Here is a 15278-nt window from a genome sequence, read left to right as displayed (position 1 = left end):
CTTGTCAAGCACGGTTTTCAAATTGTTTATCAGCCTTTAAATATATCACAACTCGGACGATTTCTTTATCCTACTCATCTATAATTTCGCCAAAATCGTCCCAATTTCATTCTAGCACATTTGTAAAAATACTGCATCTGACCCTTTTAAATCATTTGTTTGCTTGACGTTTCAATCAGCCTTTGACACTTTGAATTCATCTTGCAAGCAGGAGGATTAGCGCAAGATATTTGACAGTAATAAATTGATTCCGCTAACCTTTATGTGTTGTATTCGCCGATATAACTCATGAATGGAGGGGTCTAATAACGTGCGATCTGGCAAAATGCAGTCTTAAAACTCTGCAATAAGCTGATGTGCGCAGGGTCGGATATGACGGACAAAACAAAAGACGTGCGCAAAAACATTCGCACCATGGAGGAGTTCTCTGAGTTCGTAGGGCTGTCCCGTCCGACGGTTTCAAAGTATTTTAGTGATCCGGGCTCGGTCCGCCTGAAAACTAGAACACTGATTGAAGCGGCTATTGAGAAGTCTGGATTCAGACCAAATCTTTTCGCTATAAACTTAAATAGACGACGCACGACAATTTTGGGAATTATCATTCCCAACCAGCTTGATCACTTCTACATGGCTATGACGAAGCGTTTGCAGACACTCGCACAACGTCATGGCTATTTTGCCATCGTGCTTTCGTCTGATGGCAAACCAGAGCTTGAAAAAGAAGCCATTGAGACATTGCGATCCCTCAACGTGGCCGGGGCAATTATTGCACCGCTTGGCGAGCAATCACAGCATTCTGCACTCGCACGTCTCGCTGAGGATGTGCCGATTGTTTACGTTGACTCTCCCCTCGACAGCAGCTCTCCTTTTGTTGGTACTGACAATTCAAAGTCATTTCATCTGATTGTTGATTATCTTTGTCGCTCTGGTAGCGAGCCGTGTTATTTTTCTATGCCGGGCGTCAATAATAACGCAACAAAGCGGCGAGAAGCCTATTCTACTGCTATGGGAAAACTCGGCTTTGAGCCGAGGATTGTCGAGCTTGAACAAAGCCGTAGCTGGGATTTCGAGCAATATGCTTTTGATCAGGCTTCGCGCATTTTAAGGGAAAAGGGGCGTTTTCCAACCAGCACAATCCTGTGCGCCAATGATCGGATTGCATTTGGAGTGACGTCAGCTCTCTGGCAAGCTGGCCTGAAGATAGGCAGGCTGAATGATTGCGATATTCGTGTCGCTGGGCACGACAACAATCCGTTATCTGAGTATACTTGCCCGCCACTCACAACTGTTGCACAGGACTATAATGAAATAGGACGTCTGGCGATCGAATTGCTTTTCAAAAAGCTTGGTGACACGGACGAAAATTTGAATAACAACACTGAGAAAAATATACTTCTCAACGCAGAAATTAAACTTCGTTTGTCCGCTTAGAGCTTTTGAGAGGGTCAATGGCTTCGACGTGCATATATTATGTTCGTAGAAGAGACATAGGGAGGAGCAATTCACCGACTTTATCTCAATACTTGACTTCATCATTATGGACGAAGTGGGATATTTTCTGTCCGCGTAGGCACCCGGACAGTTACGGTTGCATCTTATCCGCAAACCTTATCAGCAAAGCTAGAACATTGTCACGAACAACTTACATTCGGCAAATTGTCAGTTGTCTTTTGACATGCGAAAATTACGGCGTTCTGCTTCCTCTGGCCTAAGGCAGTGTACGAATGGGCTGAGAAGTTCGGACGGACCTTTGCCAAAAATATCCAACGCCGCACGCCGCGCCTTGGCGATAAATGGCATCTGGATAAATGTGTGATATCCATCAAAAGTGAGCATCACATTCTTTGGCGAGCGGTTGTTCAGGATGGTTCTGTGCTGAATGTCCCTATTCAGAAACGCCGCGATACCAAGGCAGCCAAGCGTTTCATGCGCAAGCTGCTCTATGCTCAGGCTTGTGCACCACGGATTATAGTCACTGATAGACTAAGATCATAGGACGCTTCTAGGCGAGCAATAGGCCTTGGTGTTTGCGATCATCGCCAGCATAAAGGTTTGAGCAATCGGGCAGAGAATTCACATCAACCGATCCGACGACGCGAGCGTGTTATAAAGCGCTTTAAATCAGCGCGACATGTGCAACGGTTTACGTCGATACATGATCCGTTCTACAACCTATATTACTTCCCCCCGAAACCAATTCAACGCCACCGATCACCTTGAATTACGGCAGGCCGCCACAAACATGTGGCGGGAAATCACCTGACTGAAATCCGCATTGTAGATGTTTGATCCCAAGTTTTGATGGTGCGATACTTTCTTCGACTTGGAGGGATGCATTATGGGGCGTCTTCTACACGGCAGCGCCACGACAACTGAGGCTATCCGTCGGACAATACGAAATAGTAAAGAGGCCCTGAGAGAGCTCTCGAAGCGTTACGGCATCAATCACACGACAGTTGCGAAGTGGCGTAAACCCAATTTCGTTGTGTATTTTCCTACCAGACCAAAGGAACGGCGTTCAACGGTTCCGTCGGTTGAAGAAAAGGCAGCTGTTTTTGCCTTTCGCAAACACACGCTTCTGCCGCTTGATGATTGTCTCTATGCTTTGCAGCCAACCACACCGCACCTGACAAGCTTATCGCTGGATCGTTGTTTCCAGCGCACACTCGTCGCAGCGTTTCCCTACAAGATTCATAACATCCTCACCGATAACGGCAGCCATTTTACCGATCCCGGCGGCGATGGATGGACGCCGGCGGAAATCAAGGCAATGTTAGCTGAAAAGGTGAGGTTCCTCTGCCATTCATTCGGACTGGCCCGCGCTAACCTTGATATTGAATATAGACTGAATAAGCCTCATCATCCCTGGACCAACGGTCAGGTCGAGCGCATGAACTGGACACTCAAAGATGCAGCCGTCAAACGCTTATACTTCGACGATCACGCGCAGTTGCGCTCCCAAGTGTAAGACTCTATCGCAGTCTACAAATGCGGACGAAGGCTAAAGCCTCCTCGAGGCGGACATCTGCAAACAATGGACGAATCAACCGGAACGTTTCACACTCAATTCGATCCATCACATGCTGGGGCCGAACATTTAGGCGAGGCCCATTTTTTCTATCAACGACGAGTGGCTGTTCTGTATTAACGACACCTGTCTAATCTCTGCCAAGCGATTTGTGCTTACTGATTTTTCAAAGCAGCAAACTGAGCACAATGATCGGCAATTGATGTACCAGTTCCATCGGCAATGTCTTGCATTGATGTTCGGTTCTCGCCGTCGAAGCTGTAACCCTGTTCGCCAGCGCTTTCATATTGATCGCCTTGTGCGGTATCATCAGGGGTAGGGAGCATCGCTATCATCTTTGCATAAGCACCGATGACATCGTTTGAGATATGGCCTTCTGCGGCGCAAAATTTTATCAGGCCAAGCTGATTACGTGACGAATTAAACAGAAGTTGGGTATCATCTGCCAGTGCCAAAGATGAAGTTATGATCAGCGGTAAAGAAAGTAAGACGGCCAAGGATTTATGGCGCATGAGAATGGTGACTCCAGGTTTCGGAAGTTGCGTTTTCTAAGCAGCGAACATTACTGACCGGCTTTGTTTTTCGCCATCATGCGGCCAAGCGTGATTTGTGATTTGTACTGCTCACAAACTGCTTTCACATCGACATCGTTTGCCTCAGCCAGGTCTTCGAGGGACTGTTCGTCCCCCTGAAGATAGGAAATACCATCACGACCCTTTTGGATATGAAGCTCAGCTTCAGGCGAGGGGGCAACTTCGCCAAAAATTGCGACTGTTCCAACGTGGAAAAACTCTTCGGAATCGGGCTCCAGAAAACCCTGTGCGATGCAATATGCGACAATGCCCTGATCATTTTGTCGTTCCAAATAGGCTTCGTCCGCGCTGGTTTGAGACACAGCCGATACGGAGGATAACAATAGAATTGTTAATGCGGGGATTGCCAGAAATACGGTTGTGCGCGCCAATTCAGATCACCTAAGCTTGGGTTATATTTATATTGCTGGTTCAATTACACTTAATAGTGCCAATGCGCGAGCCTCAACATCATCGACATTGGTATAAGGCTTCCAATTTATAGTCAAAACACCATCCTCCATGTTGACACCATCTTTGTAATTGCTCGATGGTGCGCTCGTTTCATCATAGTGGATAACGATTGTCTTAAGTCCGTCTTTGAGAGCGGTTCTACCAATTTCAGTTACTGTGATTGTTCCAATTGCCTGTAGTATCGGATCAATGATTGGCTTACGCAGATAGTCATCGCTTGCATATGAATCTGCAAGGCCAGGTAAGGCTAAGCTTTGGGTATCGAGATCGATGGCAACCGGAAATCCGGCAAGATCCTGAATTTCTAACTCGTATTTCGGCCAGATATCCGTTGAATAGGCGGCAATGGCGCGACGCTCAGCAAGACCTAAGTTCTGGGCAAGTGCTGCAACAGGCGCAGACGAACAGAAAATACCAACCAATGCCACACAAAACAGTTTCTTCAAGATATACTCTTTTCGCAGTTTATCCGTAAGTTTCGGATATTTTCAGCCAAATAATGCGCGAGTTGTTATCATTCTGATGTTTGTTTGGAACCATCCAATTGCGGTCACTGGCTCAGACCAATTTTTCTCCTCAAACGGGTTTGAGGCTGTCAGAATTTGGCGATTTCGTGAGGCGCCGCTTATAAAAAATTGCAATAATAGTAAAATTGGTCTGGTGTTATCGGCTTTATTGGAGGGAAACTATCCATCCAATATTGGCTAAAGGCTTCGTCAACTCGTGGAGAAATTTCCGCGCGAAGAAGGGAGACTTGCCAATGACCAAACCAACATTCAACGATAGTGATGCGCGATTTTCGGGGGAAATTAAAATCCGTGCTATGGGACCAGCGGATAAAACACACTGGAAAAAACTCTATCGAGCCTATGCCGCTTTCTACAAGGTACCCATGAATGACAATATACTGGATCGCACATGGGCCTGGTTGCAAGATGCAACGCATCCATTGGAAGGGCTGGTGGCTCAATCCGGCGAAAGCATCATCGGTTTTGCCCACTTCTGGCCTCAACCAAGGCCTTTGCAAGGCCAATATGCTGGGTTTCTTGATGACCTTTTTGTCGATCCATCTCACCGCAGCCGCGGTGTTGGGCGTATGCTTATTGGGGCGCTTAGCGATATTGCAAGCATGCGCGGCTGGACAATGCTGAGTTGGGTGACTGCGCAGGACAATCTAACTGCGCGTCGTCTTTATGACGACGTTGCAAAAGCAGCCAACTGGGTCACGTACGAGCGTTCATTTGGATGATTTTGCAGCCTGCGGCGTGAACACGCTGCAGGCTTTTACACATAGCCAAAGCTTTTGTGGGCTAAAGCTTTTTGGGTTTAACTACATTTCGCTGATGGACCGACTTTGAGTGTGTGGAATATCTTTTCAAGCTTCCTGACCGCGATCTCAAGTTCTATCGGTGTATAGGCCGCGAAGCCGAGCAGAAACCCAGCTTCGCCTTCACCTGTGGCATGGAGTGCTGATAGCCCTAACAGCTCAATTTGAGAACGACGAGCCGCTTCCAAAACCACTTGCTCGGAGATGTCGCATGTTAATAGGCATGGCATTTGCAAGCCCCCCACGGGCACGCGTGGCTCAATAAAATCTGCAAGATGTTTGCGAACCAACCTAGTCAGTAATTCAAGGCGCTGCGCATAGATACCGCGCATGGTGCGAATATAGGCTCCGAAATGTCCGCCTTCTATAAAGCGGGCAAGCGTATATTGTGGAATGGATGCGGTATGCCCATCGAGAAGCGTGCGGGCGGTGGTCATTGGTTTGACCAGCTGTTCGGGCAATACGACATAACCTATTCGTAATCCCGGAAAGAGTGATTTGGTAAAAGTCCCAATATATATGGTTCTGTCATACTGATCGAGGCCTTGCATGCAGGCTGTGGGTCTGCCCGCATAATGAAACTCACTATCGTAGTCATCCTCTATTATCCAGCGGCGATGACGCTTCGCCCATTCGATCAATGCAAGCCGGCGGTCCAAGGCCAAGGTAGCACCCGTTGGGAATTGATGTGAGGGTGTGAGGAAGACAGCGCGTGCTGGATTGGGATCACTGATGATGGGCTCGATATTTATGCCTTGTTGATCCAGCGCAACGGGCACGCAATTCAACCCAGCAGCATTAAATGCTTTGCGGGCTCCATAATAAGCGGGGTCTTCGATATAGATGCGCTCACCCGGATCAAACAGCACATTCGCGCACAATGTAAGGGCCTGTTGCGAGGATGTGAGGATTAGCACGCGATCCGCACTGGCGCGTGCGCCACGTTCGAGATTTATATAGTCTGCTATCGCTTGTCGCAACGGTTCGACCCCTTGCGGGTCTCCATGCAAAAGCGTTTGCTGTCCGATCTCTTTGAGAACTTGTCTTTGTAAGCGCTCCCAAAGTGCGAGCGGGAAGTTTCTTGTGTCGGGAATACCGGGCGCGAATGGGCGTGGGGTCAAACTCTCACGCACGCCACCGCTTTGGAACATCGCGCTGCCACGCTTGCTGAGTTCTGGCGATTGATCTTTTGGTTTGGGAGAGCGTTTCGTTAGTCGACGACCGACAGAAAGCTCTGCAATTTGTGAGACGAAACTTCCGCTGCCGACGCGACGTTCAATGAAACCTTCCGCATGAAGCTGCGCATAAGCGGCTTCGACCGTATCGCGAGAAACACCCAGTGATTGTGAGAGTGCACGTGAGGCTGGAAGTGGTTTGCCGCGACTGAGTGCACCATCCACGATTAATTGCCGGATCGCGCGTTGAATACGCGCGTGAAGTGGCATGGCTGAGTGCGCTGGGTGACTAAGCCATGCCTTTACGGATTCGAGTTGCGAGTGCTTGAACAATTGGATGGTATCTCGTTTGATAATTGGTAGGGCATATCAGGCCATTGAGCGTCTAAAAGTCAAGGCTGTCAGTTGCATAAATATGCTTTTCCGGAGAAGCCCGAACATGCCCCGTACCTCTTCACGCACGCTTACTCGAATAAATGATATAATCCACCCTGTTGTTGCAGGTTTGATTTCAGTCATCGTCAATTATGGCGGTACGTTCATTCTCGTTTTTCAGGCGGCTCGTGTTGCCAATCTTAGCCCCGAATTGACCGCATCCTGGGTTTGGTCGATTTCGATCGGCGTCGGGTTTTCTGGTTTACTGCTGAGCTGGCGTTATCGTGAACCAATCATCACAGCATGGTCCACACCAGCTGCAGCGTTCCTTGTTACTGCCCTCGCCACAACATCCTATGCGGAAGCGATTGGGGCTTACATGATCTCAGCTATTGCCTTCGTTCTGCTTGGTCTGACTGGATGTTTTGAAAAAGTTATCCGGTTGATACCACCCGGCATAGCTTCGGGGTTGCTTGCAGGCATATTATTGCAACTTGGGATAGGCGCATTCAGCAGTGTGAGTGTTGATCCCATTTTGGTGGGTACGCTGATCGCTGCCTATGTCGTTTTAAAGCGTGTTTCCGCACGATATGCAGTCATTGGCATCTTGTTGATTGGGCTTTTTCTCCTGCTGATGCAGGGTCGTGTTGATCTGTCCGATCTGGAATTGAAACTGGCTGCTCCGGTTTTTACCATGCCAGAGTTTAGCCTGAACGCCACGCTCAGTATCGCACTGCCGTTGTTCCTTATCACCTTAACAGGTCAATATATGCCCGGCATGTTGGTGCTGCGCAATGATGGGTTTCAGACAAGTGCCAACCCCATCGTAACGGTAACGGGCCTGGGGTCGCTCATCATGGCGCCGTTTGGCTCCCACGCCTTCAACATTGCAGCTATTACTGCTGCCATCGCCACCGGACGGGAAGCACACGAAGATCCGTCGAAACGCTGGATTGCCGGTATCGCTGCGGGCTGTTTTTATATTCTGGTCGGAGTGTTTGGAGTAACGCTCGCAGCTGTGTTTATGGCATTCCCCGCAACGTTTATTACAACACTTGCGGGGCTTGCTCTGCTTGGCGCCATTGGCGGAAGCCTTGCTGGTGCGATGGCAGATGCTCGTTCGCGAGAAGCATCGCTTATTACTTTTCTGGCATCCGCTGCGAATATCAGTTTGCTCGGTATTGGCGGAGCATTCTGGGGGCTGGTCATTGGCCTTGTTGCGTCAATTGTGTTGAACGGACAATTTCAGCGAAAATCCGATGAGTAGAAATTGCGTAAATAGACCAATGAAAGAAGTAAGTTATTTGGCCGGCACCAGATTTCGAGACTTCTCGACATAATGATTTGGATCAAAGAAAGTCCAAATAGCATATCTTAAGCGGAGTTTTTTCGGATATGACCGCGGGACTCATTGTGTCAGCGCGGTCATTCCGCTCGCGGTAATCGAAACCTAAACTCAAAGATTTATGCATCAGATCGCGCGAACATGAGTGTGAAAGCCGCAAAGATGTTCGCCGAATGTTTCCCAAGCTATTCGCGTGAAGAGTGGAGATTCAATTTTCTTGTCCGATCATGGTCGAAATCGACGGCGTTTCTATGGTCTCTTGATCGTCAGGGTAAAGTAAGTAGCTTGATCAGTAGGCAAGAATAAAAGATGTCATGGTACCAACTCTCCATGCTTTCAGCTTCATGGCCCTATTACCGCTGATCGATACTCAGGGTCTTTTCGAAACGGAATTTTTTGAAAAGAGGAGCTTAAAACTAAAAAGTGATTAAGAAAAACGTTCAGGGCAGGTCTTCTTTGGGAGTCTCATTGAACACAACGCTCCGCCCGATAACTTGTTGCTTAATTCGAGTCGTCCACCATGAGCCACGACGATCGCTTGAACAACGGAGAGCCCTAGTCCGGTTCCTCCTGTAACCCGTGATCTTGATTCTTCTCCGCGCCAAAACGGCGTGATCTCAGTAAGACGCATGTCGCTAGGGAATCCGGATCCGTTATCACCTATTTGGACTGCCAATAAATCATCCGAAATATCAACTATGGAAAACCGTAACGTGGTTCCTTGCCCAGCATATCGACAGGTATTTTCGATAATTGCAAGAAAGGCTTGTCTCATTCTTTGAGCATCAACGAAGGCTTGAATGGGCTCCAGATCCAATTCGACTTTTATATCGCTGTCATTCAATATTGGCTTAGTTGAGATCAATACATCTTTAATCAGCTCCGATAGATCCGTCATTTGGCAATGCATCACAAGCTTCTGGCCAATTGCAAGCGATAGCGTACGAAGATCTTCGACGATCCGTGAAAGTCCGTCTATTTGAAGAACAAGACTGCCCAGAGCCTTCTTTTCCATTGGGAATACACCGTCTATCATTCCTTGCATTGACCCACGTAAAATTGTGAGAGGTGTACGCAATTCATGAGCTACTGCCATATTATTAAAACTTAACCTATTTTCCATTTGTTGCAGGCTACTCACCAAGTCGTTAAAACTATCAACCAGGCTCAAGACCTCTAATGGGCCATGATGAGGACCCACTTTTTGAATTGAGAAATCTCCTGACCTTAGGGCTTCTGCCGTCTTGGTGAGACGTTCTAGTGGCTGCGTAATTCTTCGTGTTAAATAAATCCCAATTGTACTGCAAAGAAGCGCTGATAATAAACCCGAAACTAAAACTGATAAATAAATGTTCGAATCAAACAGCTCTGAAAAACTACTGAATTGCTCAAGAAGAGCTTTCAATCCAGCGGTTTCAGGAAGGATACCCGCATTTATATCATTGTAAGCCTTCGCGGCATCTGCGGGTAGCGTCTTTAGCAGAGCATCTTCAAGATAAGAAGAATACCAATTCACGCCGAGGAAAGCTAATCCGACGCTTAGTAGCAACATTACAGCGATGATAATCGCAACCTGTGTGGCAAGTGAAAGAACAGGAACTCTCATTTTGGATCGCAGAAGCGATAGCCTATGCCCCTAACCGCGGTAAAAAAACCAAATTGTTCTTGCTTTTCGAATTTGCGCCTAAGATTTGATATATGAGTATCAACTGTACGGTATAGAGCGTCACTTTCGGGCAAGCAGGCATCAAGAATGTCACTGCGTTCATAAGCATGTGTTGGTCGTCTGATCATGTAAGCAAGGATCCGAAACTCGCTCAGAGTTAACGGAAGCAACACGCGTTGTTCGTCTTGATGAACAAAAACAGAATATGCTTTAAAGTCGATCTCAACGTTGCCAACACGGAGGATTTCAACTGTTTGCGATCCTTTGAAACGACGAAGCACAGCTTTTACGCGGGCGACAACTTCCAGAGGATTAAATGGCTTGGAGATATAATCATCGGCTCCCAGACGTAAACCGCTTAGTCTGTCCAAGTCCTCTGTCAATGCAGTTAACATTATTACAGGCGTATTCGATATTTGTCTCAATCTGGCGAGAACGGTAAAGCCGTCCAGCTTCGGTAGTCTTGCATCAAGTAGTACAAGATCAGGTGAGAGCGAGTTATGATGTTGAAGCGCTGTTTCACCATCCCCTGCACAAATTGTACGAAAGCCCTCTCGCTCTAAATAAGCGTTCAAAATCTCTGCAATCTTGGGCTCATCTTCAACGATTAGAATGAGGCTATTTTCCAATTTGGACTCCAAATAAAGGCATCGGGGTCGTAACCCCATTTAATTTCAAACGGACTTTTACAATAGAAAAAATCGAGTGCAATCTCCCGCATTGATGGAGCTAAACTTGCACCTGCAATTTGACAAACGTCACACTGTCTCTCCATCAAATCTTGACATTAAAAATTAGAACGTTGTGCCAACTGAAACAAAAGGCACTCAAATGCAAATATCGTCCTTCAGCCGTGTTCAACAGTCAAATCTGAACGACAACAACGATGCACGGCTCACCCTTCAGGCCAATCTTGCTCTTATTGCTCTTTTAGCTTCCAGCTTTCTCTTCATTATATTTCCGAATTTGGATCTAGCTATTATTCGAATTTTCGCCAATGGGCATAATTTCCCGTTGTCAGAAAACTGGATATTGTTGGCTATACGTGATGCTAATCGAAGGTTGGTGATTTATCTGATTACCATAATGATTGTATTCATTGCTTTGTATGCTGTAAAACCACAGAAATTTAATTTTGTTCGGCCTCATAAGGCATTATTCGTTATACTGACCTTCCTGTTTGGGCCTTTTTTAACTGTACAGCTACTCAAGAGTTTTATAGGTCGAGTTCGGCCTCGCGGCCTGCTTGAATTTGGCGGAACAGCAGACTTCACGCCCGTTTGGCAATATGCTGCTCAATGCGCTAGAAATTGTTCATTTCCATCGGGCGAAGCAGCGACAGCGGCTGCTACCCTATCGCTGATAATAATATTGCCAATAAAGTGGCGATGGATTGGCCTTTGCATTCTTACACCTATTTTAATTTTTGCATCCTTTAATCGCGTGATGTTCGGAGCGCATTTTCCTTCAGATGTGATTGTCGCTTGGGCTATTATGTGCTGCCTTATGACCTGGCTTTGGCGACGTATTACCAATAATTCTAAAAATATTGATTCTCTCATAGAGAGTTTGGGAGGACAACTCACTGGCTGAACTGGTAAAGATCGAGAAGCAGATCCGCGGCATCATCGAGGCGATCAAGGCTGGCATGTTTCACGAGAGCATGAAGGCAGAGATGGACACGCTGGAAGCGCGCAAAACCGAACTGAACAGCCTGCTGGCCGACGCGCCAGAGGACACACCGGACATTCTGCCGAACGCCTCGGCGATTTATGCGAAGAAGGTTTCTGCCCTCACCAAAGCGCTCAATCGCAAGGAAGAGCGGCAGGAAGCGGCGGAGACATTGCGTGGCCTGATCGAAAAGATTTTGCTGACGCCGGGGCCGGAACGTGGCGAGATTTACGCAACGCTGCACGGTGAACTGGGCACAGTTCTCAATTGGACGGAGCGTCAAGCCATTGGAAAGTCTGCTAAAACAACAAAACCCGCAGCGGATGCTACGGGTTTGTCGTTATCAGTGGTTGCGGGGGCAGGATTTGAACCTGCGGCCTTCAGGTTATGAGCCTGACGAGCTACCGGGCTGCTCCACCCCGCGTTATGAGTTACGAACCATTGCGGCCCGGGAGCGAAGTCAGGCGCCTTTTTTCAAGGCATGGGCCTGATGAGGTGAGGTCGTTTAAAAATCGATTGATTATCGATTTTAGACCGAACGGGCTGCTCCGAGCCACTCTCACGCAGTCATATATTCGGTATTTTTCGCGCTTATTGCGTTGAATGTCTGTTTTGTATTGTTTTGAGAAGATGGGATTATTTGTGTGCTTAGCAGACCTGGCAGCGACCTACTCTCCCGTGTCTTAAGACAAAGTACCATTGGCGCTGGAGCGTTTCACGGCCGAGTTCGGAATGGGATCGGGTGCAGCCGCTCCGCCATAACCACCAGGTCGGCGAAGAACACAAATATGAGAAGCTGTTGTCTTTCGTGCTGATATTGAGTTGTTTTCAGGCGCTGATAAACAATAAGCACACGACTGTGTGCCGCCGGTTGCCCGGCGCCCTCCCGGAGCCATTCACGAAGTGAATAAGGCGTGAGGGGCAAAGTTTTCATCGAACTTTGTTCGATGGATATTGTAAATGAGAATGATCAAGTCGATCGAGCTATTAGTACCGGTAAGCTACATGCGTTGCCGCACTTCCACACCCGGCCTATCAACGTGGTAGTCTTCCACGGCTCTGATAGGGAATACTCGTTTTTAGGTTAGTTTCCCGCTTAGATGCCTTCAGCGGTTATCTAGTCCGTATATAGCTACCCTGCTATGCCGTTGGCACGACAACAGGTCCACCAGAGATACGTCCATCCCGGTCCTCTCGTACTAGGGACAGATCCTATCAATATTCCTACACCCACGGCAGATAGGGACCGAACTGTCTCACGACGTTCTGAACCCAACTCACGTACCGCTTTAAATGGCGAACAGCCATACCCTTGGGACCTGCTCCAGCCCCAGGATGCGATGAGTCGACATCGAGGTGCCAAACAACCCCGTCGATATGGACTCTTGGGGGTCATCAGCCTGTTATCCCCGGCGTACCTTTTATCCGTTGAGCGATGGCCCTTCCACGCGGGACCACCGGATCACTATGACCGACTTTCGTCTCTGCTCGACTTGTCAGTCTTGCAGTCAGGCAGGCTTATGCCATTGCACTCGACGAACGATTTCCGACCGTTCTGAGCCTACCATCGCGCGCCTCCGTTACTCTTTAGGAGGCGACCGCCCCAGTCAAACTACCCACCATACACGGTCCTGGACCCGGATAACGGGCCGCAGTTAGACATCCATATAGATAAGGGTGGTATTTCAAGGATGACTCCACCATGGCTGGCGCCACGGCTTCAAAGTCTACCACCTATCCTACACATGTCGACACGAATGCCAGTGTAAAGCTATAGTAAAGGTGCACGGGGTCTTTCCGTCTAACCGCAGGAACCCCGCATCTTCACGGGGAATTCAATTTCACTGAGTCTGCGTTGGAGACAGCGGGGAAGTCGTTACGCCATTCGTGCAGGTCGGAACTTACCCGACAAGGAATTTCGCTACCTTAGGACCGTTATAGTTACGGCCGCCGTTTACTGGGGCTTCAATTCAATGCTTGCACATCTCCTCTTAACCTTCCAGCACCGGGCAGGCGTCAGACCCTATACGTCGTCTTGCGACTTCGCAGAGCCCTGTGTTTTTGGTAAACAGTCGCTACCCCCTGGTCTGTGCCACCCTCCAATAGTTGCCTAAAGAAGGGTCACGCTTCTTCCGAAGTTACGCGTGCATTTTGCCGAGTTCCTTCAACGCAGTTCTCTCAAGCGCCTTGGTATTCTCTACCAGTCCACCAGTGTCGGTTTAGGGTACGGTCTATATGCAGGAGCTATTTCCTGGAACCGCTTCGCTGCCAGATCAATCCAATAAGACCTGACAACACACGCAATCCGTCACTACCTGCAGGCCCACGAATATTAACGTGGTTCCCATCGACTACGCCTTTCGGCCTCGCCTTAGGGGCCGGCTAACCCTGCTCAGATTAACTTTAAGCAGGAACCCTTGGACTTTCGGCGAGGGAGTCTCTCACTCCCTTTATCGTTACTCATGTCAGCATTCTCACTTCCGATACCTCCAGGATGTCTCACGACTGTCCCTTCACAGGCTTACGGAACGCTCCGCTACCACGCACATACGTGCATCCACAGCTTCGGTGTATGGCTTTAGCCCCGGTACATTTTCGGCGCAAAGACCCTTATTTAGACCAGTGAGCTGTTACGCTTTCTTTAAATGATGGCTGCTTCTAAGCCAACATCCTGGTTGTTTTGGGATCCTCACATCCTTTCCCACTTAGCCATAACTTAGGGACCTTAGATGGTGGTCAGGGTTGTTGCCCTCTTCACGACGGACGTTAGCACCCGCCGTGTGTCTGCCCAGTAGTACTCCCCGGTATTCGGAGTTTGATTAGGATCAGTAAGACGGTGAGTCCCCATAGCCCATTCAGTGCTCTACCCCCGGGGGTATTCGCTGGACGCTCTACCTAAATAGATTTCGCGGAGAACCAGCTATCTCCAAGTTTGATTGGCCTTTCACCCCTAGCCACAAGTCATCCCGATCTATTGCAACAGATATGGGTTCGGTCCTCCAGTACGTGTTACCGTACCTTCAACCTGCTCATGGCTAGATCACTTGGTTTCGGGTCTAATGCAACGAACTCAACGCCCTATTCAGACTCGCTTTCGCTACGCCTACACCTACCGGCTTAAGCTTGCTCGTTACACTAAGTCGCTGACCCATTATACAAAAGGTACGCTGTCACCCAGAACGAATCTTGGGCTCCAACTGTTTGTAGGCATTCGGTTTCAGGTACTATTTCACTCCCCTCGTCGGGGTGCTTTTCACCTTTCCCTCACGGTACTGGTTCGCTATCGGTCATGCACGAGTACTTAGGCTTGGATAGTGGTCTACCCATGTTCAGACAGGATTTCACGTGTCCCGCCCTACTCAAGGACTTATGTTCATGTTGCGTGTACGGGGCTATCACCCACTCTAGCCAACCTTTCCAGATTGTTCCACTTTAATCACATAAGCCACTGGCCTGGTCCGCGTTCGCTCGCCACTACTAGCGGAGTCTCGTTTGATGTCCTTTCCTCTGGGTACTTAGATGTTTCAGTTCCCCAGGTTCGCTTCTAACCCCTATGTATTCAGAGTTAGATACCTTATTACGATAACTAGAAAGTTGAACTGTTCTTGCTTGCGCTCCAACAATTCAAATTTTCTAGCTATCTAA

Annotated in this window: 11 protein-coding genes, 1 tRNA gene, 2 rRNA genes and 2 pseudogenes (1 of these 16 running past the window's edge); 6 read left to right on the top strand and 10 right to left on the bottom strand. The window is 48.3% G+C overall.

Annotation, left to right across the window (positions count from 1 at the left end):
* The first annotated feature begins 414 nt into the window (after positions 1-414).
* The 3 genes and pseudogenes from RI570_RS13195 to RI570_RS13185 all read left to right on the top strand — a co-directional run bounded on the left by RI570_RS13195 (position 415) and on the right by RI570_RS13185 (position 3101).
* Positions 415-1431: a LacI family DNA-binding transcriptional regulator gene (locus tag RI570_RS13195; RefSeq protein WP_313830035.1), complete on the top strand. Its 1017-nt coding sequence runs from the start codon at positions 415-417 to the stop codon at positions 1429-1431.
* A gap of 279 nt (positions 1432-1710) precedes the next feature.
* Positions 1711-2263 (top strand): annotated as a pseudogene (locus RI570_RS13190) (IS6 family transposase); the annotation flags it as partial.
* Between the two features lie 75 nt (positions 2264-2338).
* Positions 2339-3101: pseudogene (locus tag RI570_RS13185) on the top strand (integrase core domain-containing protein).
* Positions 3102-3183: 82 nt separating this feature from the next.
* On the opposite strand, the gene RI570_RS13180 reads toward RI570_RS13185, so the two are convergent.
* Genes RI570_RS13180 through RI570_RS13170 form a run of 3 tightly spaced genes read right to left on the bottom strand, consistent with a single transcriptional unit; the run spans position 3184 to position 4520 of the window.
* Positions 3184-3540, bottom strand: coding sequence for a hypothetical protein (locus tag RI570_RS13180; protein WP_313829013.1), 357 nt, complete (start codon positions 3538-3540; stop codon positions 3184-3186).
* A 50-nt stretch (positions 3541-3590) separates the two neighbouring features.
* Positions 3591-3992 (bottom strand): hypothetical protein, encoded by a 402-nt coding sequence (locus tag RI570_RS13175; RefSeq protein WP_313829012.1) that lies wholly within the window; start codon positions 3990-3992, stop codon positions 3591-3593.
* Between the two features lie 27 nt (positions 3993-4019).
* The gene (locus RI570_RS13170; protein WP_313829010.1) at positions 4020-4520 is read right to left on the bottom strand and encodes a hypothetical protein; all 501 of its coding nucleotides are present in this window, start codon (positions 4518-4520) and stop codon (positions 4020-4022) included.
* 314 nt (positions 4521-4834) lie between these two features.
* Here RI570_RS13170 and RI570_RS13165 point away from each other — a divergent pair, with 314 nt between their 5' ends.
* On the top strand, positions 4835-5323 hold the full coding sequence (locus RI570_RS13165; protein ID WP_313829008.1) for a GNAT family N-acetyltransferase: 489 nt from the start codon (positions 4835-4837) through the stop codon (positions 5321-5323).
* A gap of 77 nt (positions 5324-5400) precedes the next feature.
* On the opposite strand, the gene RI570_RS13160 is transcribed toward RI570_RS13165, so the two are convergent.
* Complete coding sequence (locus RI570_RS13160) at positions 5401-6909, bottom strand: PLP-dependent aminotransferase family protein (protein ID WP_313829007.1); 1509 nt, start codon at positions 6907-6909, stop codon at positions 5401-5403.
* Positions 6910-7015: 106 nt separating this feature from the next.
* On the opposite strand from RI570_RS13160, the gene RI570_RS13155 reads away from it, so the two are divergent.
* The gene (locus tag RI570_RS13155; protein WP_313829006.1) at positions 7016-8218 is read left to right on the top strand and encodes a benzoate/H(+) symporter BenE family transporter; all 1203 of its coding nucleotides are present in this window, start codon (positions 7016-7018) and stop codon (positions 8216-8218) included.
* Positions 8219-8723: 505 nt separating this feature from the next.
* On the opposite strand, the gene RI570_RS13150 is transcribed toward RI570_RS13155, so the two are convergent.
* Together RI570_RS13150 and RI570_RS13145 are read right to left on the bottom strand one after the other, a co-directional pair.
* Positions 8724-9902, bottom strand: coding sequence for a HAMP domain-containing sensor histidine kinase (locus RI570_RS13150; protein ID WP_313829005.1), 1179 nt, complete (start codon positions 9900-9902; stop codon positions 8724-8726).
* Positions 9899-10591 (bottom strand): response regulator, encoded by a 693-nt coding sequence (locus RI570_RS13145; RefSeq protein WP_313829003.1) that lies wholly within the window; start codon positions 10589-10591, stop codon positions 9899-9901. The genes RI570_RS13150 and RI570_RS13145 overlap by 4 nt, the downstream gene beginning before the upstream one ends.
* A 175-nt stretch (positions 10592-10766) precedes the next feature.
* Between RI570_RS13145 and RI570_RS13140 the strand changes: the two genes are divergently transcribed.
* Complete coding sequence (locus tag RI570_RS13140; protein WP_313829002.1) at positions 10767-11555, top strand: phosphatase PAP2 family protein; 789 nt, start codon at positions 10767-10769, stop codon at positions 11553-11555.
* Here the strand turns inward: RI570_RS13140 and RI570_RS13135 are convergent.
* The 4 genes from RI570_RS13135 to RI570_RS13120 all read right to left on the bottom strand — a co-directional run.
* On the bottom strand, positions 11545-11916 hold the full coding sequence (locus RI570_RS13135; protein WP_313829001.1) for a hypothetical protein: 372 nt from the start codon (positions 11914-11916) through the stop codon (positions 11545-11547). The genes RI570_RS13140 and RI570_RS13135 overlap by 11 nt on opposite strands.
* A 64-nt stretch (positions 11917-11980) precedes the next feature.
* A tRNA-Met gene (locus tag RI570_RS13130) sits at positions 11981-12057 on the bottom strand.
* Between the two features lie 231 nt (positions 12058-12288).
* Positions 12289-12403, bottom strand: a 5S ribosomal RNA gene (gene rrf, locus RI570_RS13125).
* 196 nt (positions 12404-12599) lie between these two features.
* Positions 12600-15278 (bottom strand): 23S ribosomal RNA (locus tag RI570_RS13120) (it continues 133 nt past the right edge of the window).

Origin of the sequence: Brucella pseudogrignonensis, from assembly GCF_032190615.1 — a bacterium.
Classification (GTDB): Bacteria; Pseudomonadota; Alphaproteobacteria; order Rhizobiales; family Rhizobiaceae; genus Brucella; species Brucella pseudogrignonensis_B.
The sequence above is the reverse complement of the archived record's forward strand: the minus strand, read 5'-3'. Positions and strand labels throughout refer to the sequence as shown.